We start from the raw sequence: 14479 nt of genomic DNA on the forward strand, positions 1-14479 counted from the left end.
CCCATGGGCTGTTAGAAGGTGACCCTCATGCCGGCCGTGATCGTCCTGCGCTGCCCGATGAAGTGCGGGCGGTCGAAGAAGGTGGAATCCGTGCTGGTCCCCACCGTGTTCCCCGCGCGGCGCCGGCTCTGGTCCTCGGAGCCGTCGGTGCACTTCCCGGTCGACTCGTATACCTGAATGCAGTTCAGGCGGTCGGTCAGGTTGTTGACGTTCACGAAGAACCCGTAACGGACGTTGTTGATGGTCCAGTCCTTGCGCGCCTGCATGTTGAGGGTCATGAGCATGGGCGCGCGCCCGCTGTAACGGTCGAACTGTTCGAGTTCCCCGAAGCCCTCGAACGTCAGCGTCGGCGTGTAGGGCAACCCGCTCGACCCGGAGAAGATCACCGAAAGGTTGGTGTTGGCGAGCACGTCGCCGAACGGGATTTCGGGCACGTCGTCACGCACCGCGAGCCGGAAGACGCCGGTGAACTTGTGGGGCTGGTCGATCTCGCAGGGGATCTCGTCCCTGATGAAGGGGTCGCCCTCGTCCGTCTGGGCCTCGAATTCCCGCTCCGGGTCCGCGGCGTTGGTGCGGCACGCCGAGAGGCCGTAGTTCACGTCGAAGCCCCAGTAGTTCTCCACACGCCGGCGCAACGCGATCTCGATACCCCGCGTGGTCGCGAAATCCTGGTTGGTCAGGACGGCGTAGTCCGGCGCGGAAAAGCCGTAGGTCGCGCCCGGATCGATGACCGTATAGGGCGGGCTGCCGACGCGGGCCACCCCCGTGAGGCCGCTCTGGTCCTTCGAGAAGATGACGGCGGAAAGGGCGTACTGGCCGTCGATCTCCTGCGAATACCCGATCTCGTAGGTGGTCGCCTGCTCGGTGACGAGGTGCGGGTTGCCCAGGAAGGGAGTTTGCCCCGCCGAAGCGTTCACGAAGATTGCGGGTCCCGCGATGGTTCCCTCGCGCGCGGTGCCGATCCCCGAGTTCCGGTAGTTGTTGATGAGAATCGGGTTCTGCGAGAGACGCTGGAAGTTCAGGAACAGGCTCGAGCTCTCCGTGACCGGGAAGCTCACACCGATCCGGGGAGAGAACTGTGAGCGGGTATCCGCCTCCGAGAAGTCGTCGGAAGACGCGATGCGCGTGGCTTCGTCGCGGACGTCGAAGGTGCAGCCGGCGAGCGTCCAGCTCGGATCGGCCGAAACCGTGGACGTGCTGACGGTTTCGGTCGCCGCATCGTACTCGCGCACGGTGACGTTCTGCCACTGCGAGGGATTGCTGCATACGTCGAGCGCGGTGGTGCCGTTGGTCGGATCGACGGGATTGGCGAAGAATAGCCCGCTCGCCCTCCCGTAGTCGAAGCGCGCGCCCAGCTTGAGCGTCAGGAAGTCGTATTCGATCTGGTCCTGGATGTAGACGGCGCCGTCCCAGGGCTGGGCCTCGAATAGCTGGTGCAGCTTGACCACGTCGTTGACACCCACGTCGTCCCATTCGTCATAGGTAAGGTCGTGACCCTGGTAGAACACGCCGCCCGAGATGTTGTGGTTGTCCGAGACCTGCGACTGGAAGTCGAAGCGGCCCGTTGTCGTCAGCACGCTCTCCCCGCCCCAGAAGCGGTCGGTCCCGGCGGTGGGCGTGTTGTTGTACACCGCGGGGCCCGGAGCCACGAAGCCGCCATTGAAGTTGGGGTCCTCGTAGTGGTTCTCCAGGCAGACACCGCTCATGACGTTGCAGGTCTCGCGGCTCTGGTCGAAGCGTCCCACCGTGATCTTGTAGGCGGAACGTCCGAAGGTGTGGTCCCAGCGTGCGATGAACAGGTTGCGGTCCAGCCGGAGCGAGTTCTGCACCAGGTTCTGGTAGTCCAGAGTTCTGGTCCGCGCCAGGTAGTAGGCGCTGTCGGTGGCCGTGGTCATGTACTCCAGCGGGTTGACGGCGAGGGTCCAGTCGAAGTCGTAAGGCTTGTACTCCCGCTCGTACCCCGCCCAGGAAAGGTTCAGCTTGGCCGCCGGGGTCGCGTAATAGGTTAGCTTGGCGTAGCCGTCCCGTACTTCGTCGAACCCGGTCGCCCGCCAGCCGGGGATGACGTCGTTGGCGTCGGGGGTGTTGAACTCGGTGGACGGGTTCGACGGGTCGAAGACATCGTAGTCGAACTCGTAGGCGCGGGCCGCTCCGTACCTCTGTCGGCCGGCGATGAGGAAGCGCAGGTTGTCGCCGGTCATGGGGATGGGACCCGATATGACCCCTTCGAACATGTCGAACCCGCGGGTCTGGTCGTACTGGTTGCCCAGCCATCCGCCCACCTCGGAGGACCGGAACTCAAGCTCGCCCTGCAGCTCGTCGGAGCCCTCGGGGGTAGCGTAGTTGACGACGCCCGATAGTGCGTTGCCATACTGAACGTCCAGCTGCCCCGTGAAGATCGCCACCTGCTCGATGGCCTTGTTGGTGATGTCGAAGGCCGGGCCGCCGAGCGCGAAGTTGTTGATCGGAATGCCGTCGATCATGACCGTCGTCTCGGCGCCCCGTCCGCCGCGGATCCGGAGGGCTGTAACTCCCTGCCTCTGCTGCGCGAAGGAGACCACCGTGGTGTTGTCTTCAGGAACCTGCAGGAAGCCCTGCTCCAGCTCGAGCACGCCCATGATGTCGGTCACCGGGAGCGCGTCGATCTCGTCCCTGGAGATCATCTCGAGCGACCCGGTCTGGCCCTCCACCACCAGCGGGGTGCGGCTGGTCGACACCACGACTTCACCCAGTGCGATGGCCTCGGTGGCCAGCTGGAAGTTCTGCTGCACGGTGACGTCGATGGAGACGGCGACGTTCTCGCGCCGCTCGCTGGCGTAACCGATCAGTTCGGCCACCAGCGTATAGGTGCCGGGCGGAACGTTGATGATGAAAAAGCGGCCGTTGTCCTGGGTCAGCGACCCGCGCCCGGTCCCGTCGATGAAGACCGAAGCGTTTGCGAGGGGCTCGCCGGTGGCTTGATCCGTGACCACGCCGGTCACTTTTCCGGTTTGGGCGGCTGCCGGCGCGGCGGTGAGCAGAATCGCCGCCGCGGCGATCCCGAGCAGTCCCGGGGTCGCGGAGAGAATACGTGTCATGATCGCCTCCTTGAACCAACGAAAAACGGGCGTCACCGCAGAGGTGCGCCCGCTCTCGAAGCGCCGATACGACAATATCGGTGTCGGATTAGAACGTTTTTGGTTTCCTGTCGGGTTTTTTGTCGGTGTCGATCGAACAATGGATTGCGTCACAGGCAACCTCCCTGCCGAGTGTGTACCCGGAAACCGCTTCCGAACACGCCCTGCCGGACGGCGACCTTCCCCAATCCCCCTCACGTACCTGCCCCACCCGAGTCGCTGACCTCGGTACGTCAGCCCGGATTGGGAGCATACTAACACAGCCGCCATCCCCTGCAAAGGGGACCTTCCGGTGCGGGATCCGGGACGCACGAGGCGGGGTATTTGCAGCGGAGATCGGCGGAGTGCGACGAAATCGCGGTTACCTTTTCGTTACATGAGCCTGACCAGACCGTGACATCATGTTTCCCGCAAAGGCCCAACCCCGGATAGACATGAAGACCCCTGTTTCGGCGATTCGAGCACTGCTCGCGGTGCCGGCGGTATCGTGGAGCCTGCTGGCGACGGCCGCGCTGGCCGGCGGCTTCGTGTGGGGTTCCTGGCGCAACCTGTGCGGCGACTGCCCCTCCATCGCCCAGATTCACAACTGGGAGCCCCGCCAGACCTCGAAGCTGCTCGCCCGCGATGGCCGCATCATCTCGGAGTTCGGCATCCAGCGCCGTACCCCGGTGGCCATAGGCTCGCTGCCCGCCTATGTCCCGGGCGCCTTCGTCGCGGTCGAGGACAAGCGCTTCTACAACCACGGTGGCCTGGACCCGATCGGCATTGCGCGCGCGGCCCGCGACCTGGTTCTCACCCGATCCATGGAGCACGGCGGGGGAAGCACGCTTACGCAGCAGCTGGCGCGCAACATCTGGGAGGAGGACATCGGCTTCGAGAAGCGGCTGGTACGCAAGCTCAAGGAGGCGCAGGTCGCGCTGGAGCTGGAGCGGGCCTACACGAAGGACCAGATTCTCGAAGCCTACATGAACCAGGTGAACTACGACGGGGTGTACGGCATCGAGGCGGCCGCCCGCAAGTACTTCGGCAAGCCGGCGACGCAGATCAACCCGGCAGAGGCCGCGCTCCTTGCGGCGATCCCCAACCGTCCGCGCCGCTACAACCCCTTCCTCAACCCGGAAGAGTCCCAATCGCGGCGCGACCTGGTTCTGCGCCGCATGGCCGAGCAGGGGATCATCAGCCCGGCAGAGCTTGAACGGTGGTCGGCGGTTCCACTCCCGACGCCGGGCACCCGCAGCGGGGGACCGGTGGCGCCCTACTTCGAGGAATGGATCCGCCAGATTCTCGACGACCGCTACGGCAGCCAGCTGTACACGGCGGGCCTCGAGATCCAGACCACGCTCGACCTGGACATGCAGTTCCTGGCCGAGCGGGCCATGGAGTGGGGATTCGGGCGCGTCGAGGCGCGGCCCGGGTTCGACCACCCCCTTTATGCGGAGTTCGCGGAGGCTACGGAAGCCTTCGAGACGCCGTATGTCCAGGGGGCGATGATCGTTCTGGAGCCGTCGACCGGCGAGGTGCTCGCGATGGTCGGGGGCAGGGATTTCGTCCACTCCAAGTTCAACCGCGCCACCCAGGCCATGCGCCAGCCGGGCTCTTCGTTCAAGCCCTTCGTCTACGCGGCGGCGGTGGAGAGCGGAATCCCGCCCTCGCACGTCGTGGTCGACGCGCCCTTCGCCTACATGCAGGTGAGCGGCGAACCGTGGCTGCCGCAGAACTTCGACGAGATCTTCAAGGGGCGCATGACCATCCGCCAGGGCCTGCGGGAATCGCGCAACATGATCGCCATCAGGCTCGGGTGGGACGATGTCGGCATCGAGACTGTCGCCCAGATGGCGACCCGGCTCGGCCTGAGCACCGACATCCCGCGCTTCCCGTCGGCCACGATCGGATCGGCGGAGGTTCTTCCCATCGACATGGCCAAGGCGTACGCCTCGTTCGCGACCCTGGGCACGCGCGTCGAGCCGCACGGCATCCTGCGGGTGGAGAACGCCGAGGGCCAGGTGCTCTGGGAGCCCCAGCCGGAGAAGACGCCGGTGATGGACAGCCTCGAGGCCCGCGTGATCGTGCACATGCTGGAGGACGTGGTCGCGGCCGGAACCGGCTACACGGCGATCCGCATCATCGCCGGGCTTCCGCACGAAGTCCCCGCGGCCGGCAAGACCGGGACGACCAACAATTCGACGGACGCCTGGTTCAACGGCTTCACGCCCGACCTGCACGCGATCGTCTGGTACGGGATGGACCAGCCCCAGGAAATCCGCCCCAACTCTACCGGCGGCGGCGACGCGGCCCCCGTCTGGGGCACCTTCATGCGCAGCGTGTACTACGGGTGGGAGGGCGACGAGACCCGCCCCGACATGCCCCCGCTGCGGGAGATTCCGTCGCGCTGGCCGCTGCCGGAAGCCCTCCTCCGGCTCCAGGTGGACAACAAGACCGGGCTTCTGGCCTCCGAGTGGTGTCCGGAGGTTCAGCGCTACCAGGAGATCTTCATTCCGGGCACGGAGCCGACCGAGCCCTGCGACGCCTCGCGGATCTTCGGCGGCGTGCCGCGCTAGAGCTGCTCGACTCCGTTCGCGGTTACCCGGTGGGACAGCAGGGGCGTCTGCGGCGGCGGAACGTCCTGAGCGACCCGAATCGCTCGACGGAGCATCTCCGACGCCCTGTCGGCGTCCTCCGACGTGGCCGCGTACACGACCCCCAGGGTGCTGCCGGCCGCTACCTTTTCCCCGACCTGGACTTCCAGCCTGAAGCCTACACCGCGGTTGATGGTTGCCCCGAGCCGCGTCCGGCCGCCACCCAGCTCGACCACCCCGTGGCCCAGCGTCCGCGGATCGATGGCCGCCGCAAAGCCGGACGATTGCGCGCGCACATAGCGGCGAACCCTTGCGGCCGGCAGCCTCTCGGGACGGTGAACCGCCCGGGTGTCGCCGCCCTGAAGCGCCACCACGCGCGCGAAGCGTTCCAGCGGGCGGCCCGAGTCGAGCGCGGCGGCCGCCCGCGCCCGGGCGCTTCCCGCATCGCGCGCGAGACCTCCGACGACCATCATCTGGGCAACCAGGCCGAGCGTCACTTCCCGAAGATCGGCGGGACCGCCGCCGGCCAGGCAGTCCAGCGCCTCCGCCACCTCCAGCGCGTTGCCGATGGCGCGCCCAAGGGGACGATCCATCGCCGTCACCAGGGCGACCGTCTCGACTCCGGCACGCTCGCCCAGGGTCACCATCGTCCGCGCCAGTTCCAGCGCGCGCTCGATCCCGGGCAGAAAGGCGCCGGAGCCTGCCTTGACGTCGAGCACCAGCCCGGTCAGCCCCTCCGCGAGCTTCTTGCTCATGATGCTGGTCGCGATCAGGGGAATCGACGACACCGTGCCGGTCACCGAGCGAAGATCGTAGAGCCGGCGGTCGAGGGGCGCGATCTCCGGGGTCTGCCCGATCATCGCGAACCGCTCCCCCTCCAGTATCGACACGAAATCGTCGAGCGCGATGTCGGTGCGGAAGCCCGGAATCGATTCCAGCTTGTCGAGGGTGCCGCCCGTGTGGCCGAGACCGCGGCCCGACATCATGGGCACGTAGAGCCCCAACTCCGCCGCGAGGGGAGCCAGAACCAGCGACACCTTGTCTCCGACGCCACCCGTAGAGTGCTTGTCGACCCGCGGGCCATCGAGATGGGAGAGATCCAGCGAGGCTCCCGAGGCGATCATCGTGTCGAGGACGGCATCCAGCTCGGCGCCCGAGAGGCCACGGAACCAGACGGCCATCAGAAAGGCGGCCATCTGATAGTCGGGGACGTCACCCTCCAGATACGCGCCAAGGAAGGCCTGCAGCTCTCCGGCTTCCAGGGTCTGGCCGGCGCTCTTGCGCTCGATGATGCGAATCGCGCTCATGGAGGTACGCGGGCGGTCGACGGCGACCGGAGCCGAGTGTGATGTTGTTGGGGTCATTTGTGAGTGCGGGTAGGATCCAATCCGGAAAACAGCCTCCAGAACAGTGAGAGACAGCCTCGCATGCGCGTGCTCGGCATCGATTATGGCGAACGGCGAATCGGTGTCGCAATCAGCGATCCGACGGGTACCTTCGCCACGCCCCTGCCTACCCTGACGCGGCGGCGCGGCAAGCGGCCGCCCATGGGCGCCCTCCAGGCGCTCGCGCGTGACCACGGCGCGATCGCGCTGGTCGTCGGGCTCCCACTCGCCGCAGACGGGACCGAGACGGATTGGTGCGCCGAAGTGCGCCGTTTCGGAGATCGACTCGGTGGCAGCCTGGAACTCGACGTGTACTATGTCGACGAGCGCATGACATCCGCCAGCGCGGAGAGGGTCGTACGCTCGCTCGCACTGCCCCGGCGCAAGCGGGAGCAAAAGGAACGCGTGGATGCGGCGGCGGCCGCACTGATTCTGCAGAGATGGCTGGACGCGGGAGAGAGGCGCCTCAGGTGACCAGGTGGGTGCAGGCCGCGGCGACGGTCATTGCCGGGCTGGTGCGGAAGGTCCCCCGCGGGTGGACGAGGGCCGCGGCCGCCGGCGCGGCTTCGATGCTCCGGAGGGTCGTCGCCGGAAGCACCTCGGCAACGCGGGCCATCGGCAGGCGGGGCGCGGCCCTGGGCTGGCCGAGGATCGCGCTCGCGACGGCTGCCGGCGTGATCCTGCTCGGCGGCGGGTCGGTGCTGCTCTGGCTGGCGGCGCCGGTCGAGACGCCCGGCGGCATGCCACCGGACGGCGAGACCGTGGTGTTCACGGTCGCGCCGGGAGCCACCTTCGGGCAGATCACCGACACGCTGGTGGCGCGCGGACTGATACGCCGACCGCTCCTCTTCCGCGTCTACGCGCGGCTGCGGCGCGACGAGCGCAACGTTCGCGCCGGCACGTATGCGCTGGACGCCGGAACCGGATGGCCGCGCCTGCTCGACGCCCTCGTCGAAGGCCGGGTCAGGATGGTGGCGGTCACCATTCCCGAAGGCTTCACGCTTCCCCGGATCGCCACCCGCGTCGCCGGCATCACCGAACTGCCCGCCGACACCGTGCGCGTCAGGCTGGGCGGGGAAGACGCCCACACCCGCTGGAATCTGCCGGGGCCGGGTCTGGAGGGGTACCTGTTTCCGGACACCTACCTCTTCGCCGGCGGTGTCCCGCTCGACGCCGTGGTCGACGCGATGAGCGAGCGCTACCGGAGCTACTGGACCTCCGAGCGGGAGGCGCGGGCCGCGGAGCTGGGACTGTCGGAGCGGGAGGTGGTGACGCTGGCGTCGATCATCCAGGCGGAGGCTCGCGCATCCGGCGAAATGCCCGCGATCTCGGCGGTCTACCACAACCGCCTGCGCATCGGCATGCTCCTGCAGGCCGACCCCACCGTGCTGTACGCCCTGGGCGGCCATCGCCCCCGCCTGCTCTTCGCCGCGATGGACTCGGTAGCCGATCACCCCTACAACACCTACACCCGGGGGGGGCTTCCCCCCGGCCCCATCGGGGCGCCCGGAGCCGCCGCGCTGGACGCCGCGCTGCATCCGGCCGAGGTGGACTACCTGTACTTCGTCGCCAACGCCGACGGCTCGCACACCTTCTCGCGCACCCTGAGCGAGCACAACCGCGCGGTCGCGCGGTCGCGGCGGGGGGCCGCCGGAGCGGGTCCGGGCGGCCGATGACCGGCGCCGCGGACCCGCTCCGGCGCGCGCTCCGCCTGTTGGTAGTCACCCACCCTCGCCCCCGCTGCGGGCGGTCGCCGGAAGAGGTAGTGGGGGAGGTCGTGGCGGCCGGCGCCACCGCCGTTCAGCTGCGCGACAAGGAGGCGCCGCCGCGCGAACTCCTCGCCCTGGCCCGCCGCCTGCGCGCCGTCACCGCCCGCCACGGGGCCCTGCTGATCGTGAACGACCGGCTCGACATCGCCCTGGCGGCAGGCGCGGACGGCGTCCACCTGGGCCCCGACGACGTACCCGTCGCGGCGGCGCGCAGGGTGGTGCCCGACGGCTTCCTGCTGGGTCACTCGACCGACGATCCCGGCGTGGCTCGCCGGGCGGAGGCCGACGGCGCCGACTATCTCGGCTGCGGGACCGTCTTCCCCACCACCAGCAAGCCGGACGCGGGCGCGGTCATCGGGGTCGGCGGGCTCGCCGCCGTGGCGCGCTCGGTCGGCATCCCCGTGCTCGCCATCGGCGGCGTGACCGCCGAGCGCGTCCCGCTCCTGGGCGGGAGCGGGGCGGGCGGCGTGGCGGTGATCTCGGCGGTGATGGCGGCCCGTCGCCCCGCGAACGCCACACGCCGGCTGCGCGAGGCGGTGGAGGGGTGGCGCTGACGAAGCCCGGCTATCGCCCCTACATCCCTCCCGCTTCCAGGAACCCCGCCACTTCATCCCCGAAGACGCAGAACTTCCCCAATGTTCCCGAGTCGGGACCGTGCCAGTCGGAGCCACCGGTCATCAGCAGGTTCCACGACCGAGCGATCCGTTCCAGCGAGAGAATGCGCTCGGGTGAAGTTCGGGGCCTGTAGACCTCGATCCCCCTCAGGCCGGCCAGCTTGAGCCCGGGAAGAAGCCCTTCCAGAAGTTCGTAGGGAGGATGGGCCCAAACCGGAATGCCGCCCGACTCCAGGATGATCCGAATGGCTTCTTCAGCCGAAACGAAGGCCGTTGGAACGTATGCGGGATGCCGGTTCCCGATGAGCCGGTCGAACGCGTCCGGAACGCTGTCCGCGTACCCCTCCGCCACCAGAGCCCGCGCGAGATGGGGCCGACCCAGGCTGCGGCGCGAGGGCCCGGCGATTTCGACCACCGACTCGTAGCGCACGTGAACGCCGCGGACGGCAAGCCGCTGGATCATCTCCCGCATCCGCTCTTCGCGCCGGTGGCGGGCCCGGGTCTCGTACGCGCGCAGCCGGGGCGTCGAGGGATCCACGAAGTAGCCCAGGATGTGGAGCCCCCTGCCCGCGTGCGCCGTGCTGATCTCGATTCCGGATACGATCTCGATCGGGACTCGCGCGGCGGCCGCGCGGGCGCCGTCGAGACCCTGGGTGGTGTCGTGGTCGGTGAGCGCGATCACGTCCAGCCGCCCGGCGGCGGCGGCCTCCACGACACCCGACGGAGGCTCGGAGCCGTCCGAGGCCTGGGAGTGCAGGTGCAGGTCCAGACGCACCGGTTCAGTCGGAAGAGGTGGTGCGCCCCGACTCCGTAAGGACGATCACTTCATCGGCGAGTACCTTGAGCACGCCGCCCGAAACCGGATGTCGGGCACTGCCTCCGCCCACGAGATCCACATCCACCTCACCCTGCCCGAGCAGGGTGAGGAAGGGGGCGTGGCTGGGCAGGATGCCCACCTTGCCGTCCCATGCGGGCGCGACCAGCGAAGCCGCCTCGCCCTGGAAGAGCACACGCTCCGGGTTTACCACCTTGACGTTGAGGCGACTCATGCCGAACCCCCCAGCTCCTCGCCGGCGGCCACAACCTCGTCGATCCCGCCCTTCATGTAGAAGGCCTGCTCCGGCAGATGGTCGAATTCGCCGGCCACCACCCGCTCGAACGACTCGATGGTGTCGCCGAGCTTGACGTATCGCCCGGGGATCCCCGTGAACTGCTCGGCGACGAAGAACGGCTGGGAGAGGAAGCGCTGCAGCCTGCGCGCCCGGTTGACGATGATCTTGTCCTCCTCGCTCAGCTCGTCCATGCCCAGGATCGCGATGATGTCCTGCAGGTCCTTGTAGCGCTGGAGGATCTGCTGGACGCCGGTGGCCACCTCGTAGTGCCTCCTGCCCAGGAACTGGGGATCCAGGATGCGCGAGGTGGAGTCGAGGGGATCCACCGCGGGATAGATGCCCAGCTCCGCGATCGAACGGGAAAGCACCGTGGTGGCGTCGAGGTGGGCGAAGGCGGCCGCGGGCGCGGGGTCGGTCAGGTCGTCCGCGGGGACGTAGATGGCCTGCACGGAGGTGATGGAACCGTCCCGGGTCGAGGTGATGCGCTCCTGCAGCTCTCCCATTTCGGTCCCCAGGGTGGGCTGGTACCCCACCGCCGAGGGCATGCGTCCCAGCAGCGCGGACACCTCCGAACCCGCCTGCGTGAAGCGGAAGATGTTGTCGATGAAGAGCAGTACGTCCTGCTTCTCGACGTCGCGGAAGTACTCCGCGATGGTCAACCCGGAGAGGCCCACCCTCAGGCGCGCGCCGGGGGGCTCGTTCATCTGCCCGTAGCAGAGCGCGGTCGAATCCAGGACGCCGGATTCCTTCATTTCCAGCCAGAGGTCGTTCCCTTCGCGGGTGCGCTCGCCCACGCCGGAGAACACGGAGCGGCCACCGTGCTCCATGGCGATGTTGTTGATGAGCTCCATGATGATGACGGTCTTCCCCACCCCGGCTCCCCCGAACAGGCCGGTCTTGCCTCCCTTGACGTAGGGAGCGAGCAGGTCGACCACCTTGATCCCGGTCTCGAAGATCTCCGTCTTGGGCTCGAGGGCGTAGAACCGCGGCGCCTCCCGGTGGATCGGCCAGCGCTCGGGCGTGGCCCCGTCTTCCCCCTGCACCGGACCCATTTCGTCCACGGGTTCGCCGATGACGTTGAGGATGCGTCCCAGCGCCGCCTCGCCCACGGGCACGGTGATGGGCTGTCCGGTGTCGACGACCTCCATCCCGCGGGTCACGCCATCGGTCGAGGACATGGACACCGCCCGCACCTGTCCCCGGCCGATGTGCTGTTGAACTTCCGCGACCAGCGAGATCTCGCGGTCTTCGCCGGAAGTCGCCTGCAGGCGCAGGGCGCTGTAGATCTCGGGAAGATGGCCGGACTCGAACTCGACGTCGAGCACGGGACCGATCACCTGCACCACTCGGCCGATGTCTGTCTGGGACATGATCTGGGTCGTCTTATCGGTTTTCTGGATATGGACTCCGGCCCGCCCGAACAGGGCGGAAAAGCCTGGCGTATCGTGAGGGTTAGCCGACGCCTTCCGCGCCGCCCACGATCTCCGCGATCTCCTGCGTGATCTGCGCCTGGCGGGCCCGGTTGTAGGTGCGGGTGAGGTGTTCGATCATCTCTCCCGCGTTGTCGGTTGCGTTCTTCATGGCCGTGCGGCGCGCGCCCTGCTCCGCGGCCGCATTCTCCACCAGCGCCCGGTAGACCATGTTGCGCAGGTACAGGGGAATGAGATCGCGCAACACGCCGACCGCCGAGGGCGACAGGATGAACGCCTCGGCCGAAAGGGCTCCTTCAGACGGCTGCAGAGGCAGCAGCCGGAGCGTCCGTGGAGGCGTCGACATGGCGGAGCGGAACTCCGACGAGATCAGGTACACGGCGTCGATCTCACCCGCCTCGAAGGCCTCCCGCAGCGACCCGGACAGCCCCTCGGCGTCGCCGACGGTCGGGTCGTCGCTGATGTCGGTCCGGCTCGAAGCGATGGCCTCGCCGCGGAACCGGAAGTAGGCGAGCCCCTTGCGCCCGGCCAGATGCAGATCGACCTCCACCCCGTCGCTCCGCAGCCTGTCGAGCAACTGACGCCCCTCGCGAATCAGGTTGGCGTTGAAGGCTCCCGCCAGCCCCCGGTTGGCGGTCATCAACAGGATGGCGGCGCGCCGCACCTGCTCCGGCTTGCGCAGCACCGGCAGCGCCTCCGCGTATTCCGGTGCGTGCAGGCTGGAGACGATGGCGCTCAGCGCCTCGCTGTAGGGCCGCGCTGCCCTGACCCGGTCGGTGGCCCGCTTGAGCTTGGAGGTGGCGACCAGTTCCATGGTCCGGGTGATCTGGCGCGTATTCTCGACCGAGCGAATCCTGCGCTTGACGTCGCGGGCTCCGGCCATGTCAGCTCGCCGCTCCGTTGCCGGCGGCGTCGGAGTCGGCCAGGTACATCCCGGACCAGGCCTGGATCGCGTCCACCAGGCGGGTCTCGATCTCCTCGGTGAGCATCCCCTCGGAGCGCAGCCCGCTCAGCACGTCCTTCCCGGAGGTCGCGAGGAATTCGTGGAAGCCGCGTTCCCACTTGCGCACCTGCGCCACCGGGATCGCATCGAGATAGCCGTTGGTGACGGCGTAGATGGTGGCGATCTGGTTCTCGACCGGCATCGGCTGGTACTGCGGCTGCTTGAGCACTTCCACCGTGCGCTCTCCGAGGGCCAGCTGCTTCTGCGTGGCCGCGTCCAGATCAGAGCCGAACTGGGCGAAGGCCTCCAGCTCCCGGTACTGCGCCAGGTCCAGCCGCAGGCGCCCCGCCACCTTCTTCATGGCCTTGATCTGCGCGTTTCCGCCCACGCGCGATACCGAAATGCCCACGTTCACGGCGGGACGCACCCCCGAGTAGAACAGGTCGGGCTCGAGGAAGATCTGGCCGTCGGTGATCGAAATCACGTTGGTGGGAATGTACGCCGAGACGTCCCCGCCCTGGGTCTCGATGATGGGCAGCGCGGTGAGCGATCCCCCGCCCTGCTCGTCGGCGAGCTTGGCCGCCCGCTCGAGCAGCCGCGAGTGGAGGTAGAACACGTCCCCGGGATACGCCTCGCGGCCGGGCGGGCGCCGCAGCACCAGCGAGAGCTGGCGGTAGGCCTGAGCCTGTTTGGACAGGTCGTCGTAGATGACCAGGGTGGCCATCCCCTGCCACATGAAGTGCTCCGCCAGCGCGCAGGCGGCGTAGGGGGCGATGTACTGCATGGGCGCGGGATCGGAAGCGTTGGCCGCGACCACGATGGTGTAGTCCATCGCCCCGTGCTCGCGGAAGGTCTCGACCACCGCGGCAACCTTCCCGGCCCGCTGCCCCACCGCGCAGTAGATGCAGATGACGTTGGTGTCGGCCTGGTTGATGATCGTGTCCACGGCGATGGCCGTCTTGCCCGTCCCGCGGTCGCCGATGATCAGTTCGCGCTGGCCGCGCCCGATCGGGATCATCGAGTCGATGGCCTTGAGACCGGTCTGGAGCGGCTCCTTGACCGGCTGCCGCAGCACGATGCCCGGCGCCACCACGTCGATCTGGCGGCTGCCCTCGATGGGGGCGACGGGGCCCTTGCCGTCCAGCGGGTTCCCGAGCGCGTCGACGATCCGGCCGATGTATCCCGACCCTACCTGGACGTCCAGCACGCGTCCGGTGCGGCGAACCTCGTCACCCTCGTGGAGCTGTGTCCAGTCGCCCATGATCACGGCGCCGATGTTGTCTTCCTCGAGGTTGAGCGCCAGCCCGGTGACGGTCTCCCCGGTTTCGCTGGAGGTGACGTCGAGCATCTCGCTGGCCATGGCGTTGGTGAGCCCGTAGATGCGCGCGATGCCGTCCTTGACCTCCAGAACCTCGCCGACCTCCTCGGCATGCAGCTGGTCCTCGTAGCGCTCGATCTCGGAAAGCAGAACGTCCTTGATCTCGCTGGCCCGAAGTTGGGAATCAGTGTGAGCCATACCCTGTCCTGTGGTGCC

At 68.1% G+C, this 14479-nt stretch carries 11 protein-coding genes; 4 read left to right on the forward strand and 7 right to left on the reverse strand.

Annotated features, from left to right (window positions below; all coding sequences use genetic code 11):
- Nucleotides 1-11 precede the first annotated feature (11 nt).
- Nucleotides 12-3077, reverse strand: a complete 3066-nt coding sequence (locus tag OXU32_04825; protein ID MDE0073293.1) for a TonB-dependent receptor — start codon at nucleotides 3075-3077, stop codon at nucleotides 12-14.
- Between the two features lie 473 nt (nucleotides 3078-3550).
- Here OXU32_04825 and OXU32_04830 point away from each other — a divergent pair, with 473 nt between their 5' ends.
- Entirely contained in the window at nucleotides 3551-5674 is a 2124-nt protein-coding gene (locus tag OXU32_04830; protein ID MDE0073294.1) for a PBP1A family penicillin-binding protein, read from the forward strand.
- Here OXU32_04830 and OXU32_04835 read toward each other — a convergent pair.
- On the reverse strand, nucleotides 5671-6999 hold the full coding sequence (locus OXU32_04835) for a thymidine phosphorylase (protein ID MDE0073295.1): 1329 nt from the start codon (nucleotides 6997-6999) through the stop codon (nucleotides 5671-5673). The two genes, OXU32_04830 and OXU32_04835, sit on opposite strands and share 4 nt — an antisense overlap.
- Before the next feature lie 120 nt (nucleotides 7000-7119).
- Between OXU32_04835 and ruvX the strand changes: the two genes are divergently transcribed.
- The 3 genes from ruvX to thiE are packed head-to-tail and all read left to right on the forward strand — an operon-like array spanning nucleotide 7120 to nucleotide 9400.
- Nucleotides 7120-7551: a Holliday junction resolvase RuvX gene (ruvX, locus tag OXU32_04840; GenBank protein ID MDE0073296.1), complete on the forward strand. Its 432-nt coding sequence runs from the start codon at nucleotides 7120-7122 to the stop codon at nucleotides 7549-7551.
- Nucleotides 7548-8753: an endolytic transglycosylase MltG gene (gene mltG / locus OXU32_04845; GenBank protein ID MDE0073297.1), complete on the forward strand. Its 1206-nt coding sequence runs from the start codon at nucleotides 7548-7550 to the stop codon at nucleotides 8751-8753. The genes ruvX and mltG overlap by 4 nt, the downstream gene beginning before the upstream one ends.
- Nucleotides 8750-9400 carry a thiamine phosphate synthase gene (thiE, locus tag OXU32_04850; protein ID MDE0073298.1) on the forward strand — a complete coding sequence of 217 codons (651 nt, stop codon included), beginning with the start codon at nucleotides 8750-8752 and terminating at the stop codon, nucleotides 9398-9400. Before mltG ends, thiE begins: the two co-directional genes overlap by 4 nt.
- A gap of 19 nt (nucleotides 9401-9419) precedes the next feature.
- On the opposite strand, the gene OXU32_04855 is transcribed toward thiE, so the two are convergent.
- The 5 genes from OXU32_04855 to atpA all read right to left on the reverse strand — a co-directional run bounded on the left by OXU32_04855 (nucleotide 9420) and on the right by atpA (nucleotide 14461).
- Nucleotides 9420-10235 (reverse strand): PHP domain-containing protein, encoded by an 816-nt coding sequence (locus OXU32_04855; GenBank protein ID MDE0073299.1) that lies wholly within the window; start codon nucleotides 10233-10235, stop codon nucleotides 9420-9422.
- Between the two features lie 4 nt (nucleotides 10236-10239).
- Nucleotides 10240-10509, reverse strand: a complete 270-nt coding sequence (locus OXU32_04860; protein MDE0073300.1) for a F0F1 ATP synthase subunit epsilon — start codon at nucleotides 10507-10509, stop codon at nucleotides 10240-10242.
- Complete coding sequence (gene atpD / locus OXU32_04865; protein MDE0073301.1) at nucleotides 10506-11942, reverse strand: F0F1 ATP synthase subunit beta; 1437 nt, start codon at nucleotides 11940-11942, stop codon at nucleotides 10506-10508. The genes OXU32_04860 and atpD overlap by 4 nt, the downstream gene beginning before the upstream one ends.
- Before the next feature lie 82 nt (nucleotides 11943-12024).
- The gene (gene atpG, locus OXU32_04870) at nucleotides 12025-12885 is read right to left on the reverse strand and encodes an ATP synthase F1 subunit gamma (protein MDE0073302.1); all 861 of its coding nucleotides are present in this window, start codon (nucleotides 12883-12885) and stop codon (nucleotides 12025-12027) included.
- A gap of 1 nt (nucleotide 12886) precedes the next feature.
- Nucleotides 12887-14461 (reverse strand): F0F1 ATP synthase subunit alpha, encoded by a 1575-nt coding sequence (gene atpA / locus OXU32_04875; protein ID MDE0073303.1) that lies wholly within the window; start codon nucleotides 14459-14461, stop codon nucleotides 12887-12889.
- Nucleotides 14462-14479 lie beyond the last annotated feature (18 nt).

It is taken from the genome of Gammaproteobacteria bacterium (assembly GCA_028819075.1).
Lineage (GTDB): Bacteria > Gemmatimonadota > Gemmatimonadetes > Longimicrobiales > Gaopeijiaceae > BD2-11.

Coding starts and splice junctions, on each gene's coding strand:
- OXU32_04830 (MDE0073294.1), top strand. CDS start 3,551: ATGAAGACCCCTGTTTCGGCGATTCGAGCACTGCTCGCGGTGCCGGCG.
- atpA (MDE0073303.1), bottom strand. CDS start 14,461: ATGGCTCACACTGATTCCCAACTTCGGGCCAGCGAGATCAAGGACGTT.
- atpD (MDE0073301.1), bottom strand. CDS start 11,942: ATGTCCCAGACAGACATCGGCCGAGTGGTGCAGGTGATCGGTCCCGTG.
- OXU32_04835 (MDE0073295.1), bottom strand. CDS start 6,999: ATGAGCGCGATTCGCATCATCGAGCGCAAGAGCGCCGGCCAGACCCTG.
- ruvX (MDE0073296.1), top strand. CDS start 7,120: ATGCGCGTGCTCGGCATCGATTATGGCGAACGGCGAATCGGTGTCGCA.
- OXU32_04825 (MDE0073293.1), bottom strand. CDS start 3,077: ATGACACGTATTCTCTCCGCGACCCCGGGACTGCTCGGGATCGCCGCG.
- thiE (MDE0073298.1), top strand. CDS start 8,750: ATGACCGGCGCCGCGGACCCGCTCCGGCGCGCGCTCCGCCTGTTGGTA.
- atpG (MDE0073302.1), bottom strand. CDS start 12,885: ATGGCCGGAGCCCGCGACGTCAAGCGCAGGATTCGCTCGGTCGAGAAT.
- OXU32_04860 (MDE0073300.1), bottom strand. CDS start 10,509: ATGAGTCGCCTCAACGTCAAGGTGGTAAACCCGGAGCGTGTGCTCTTC.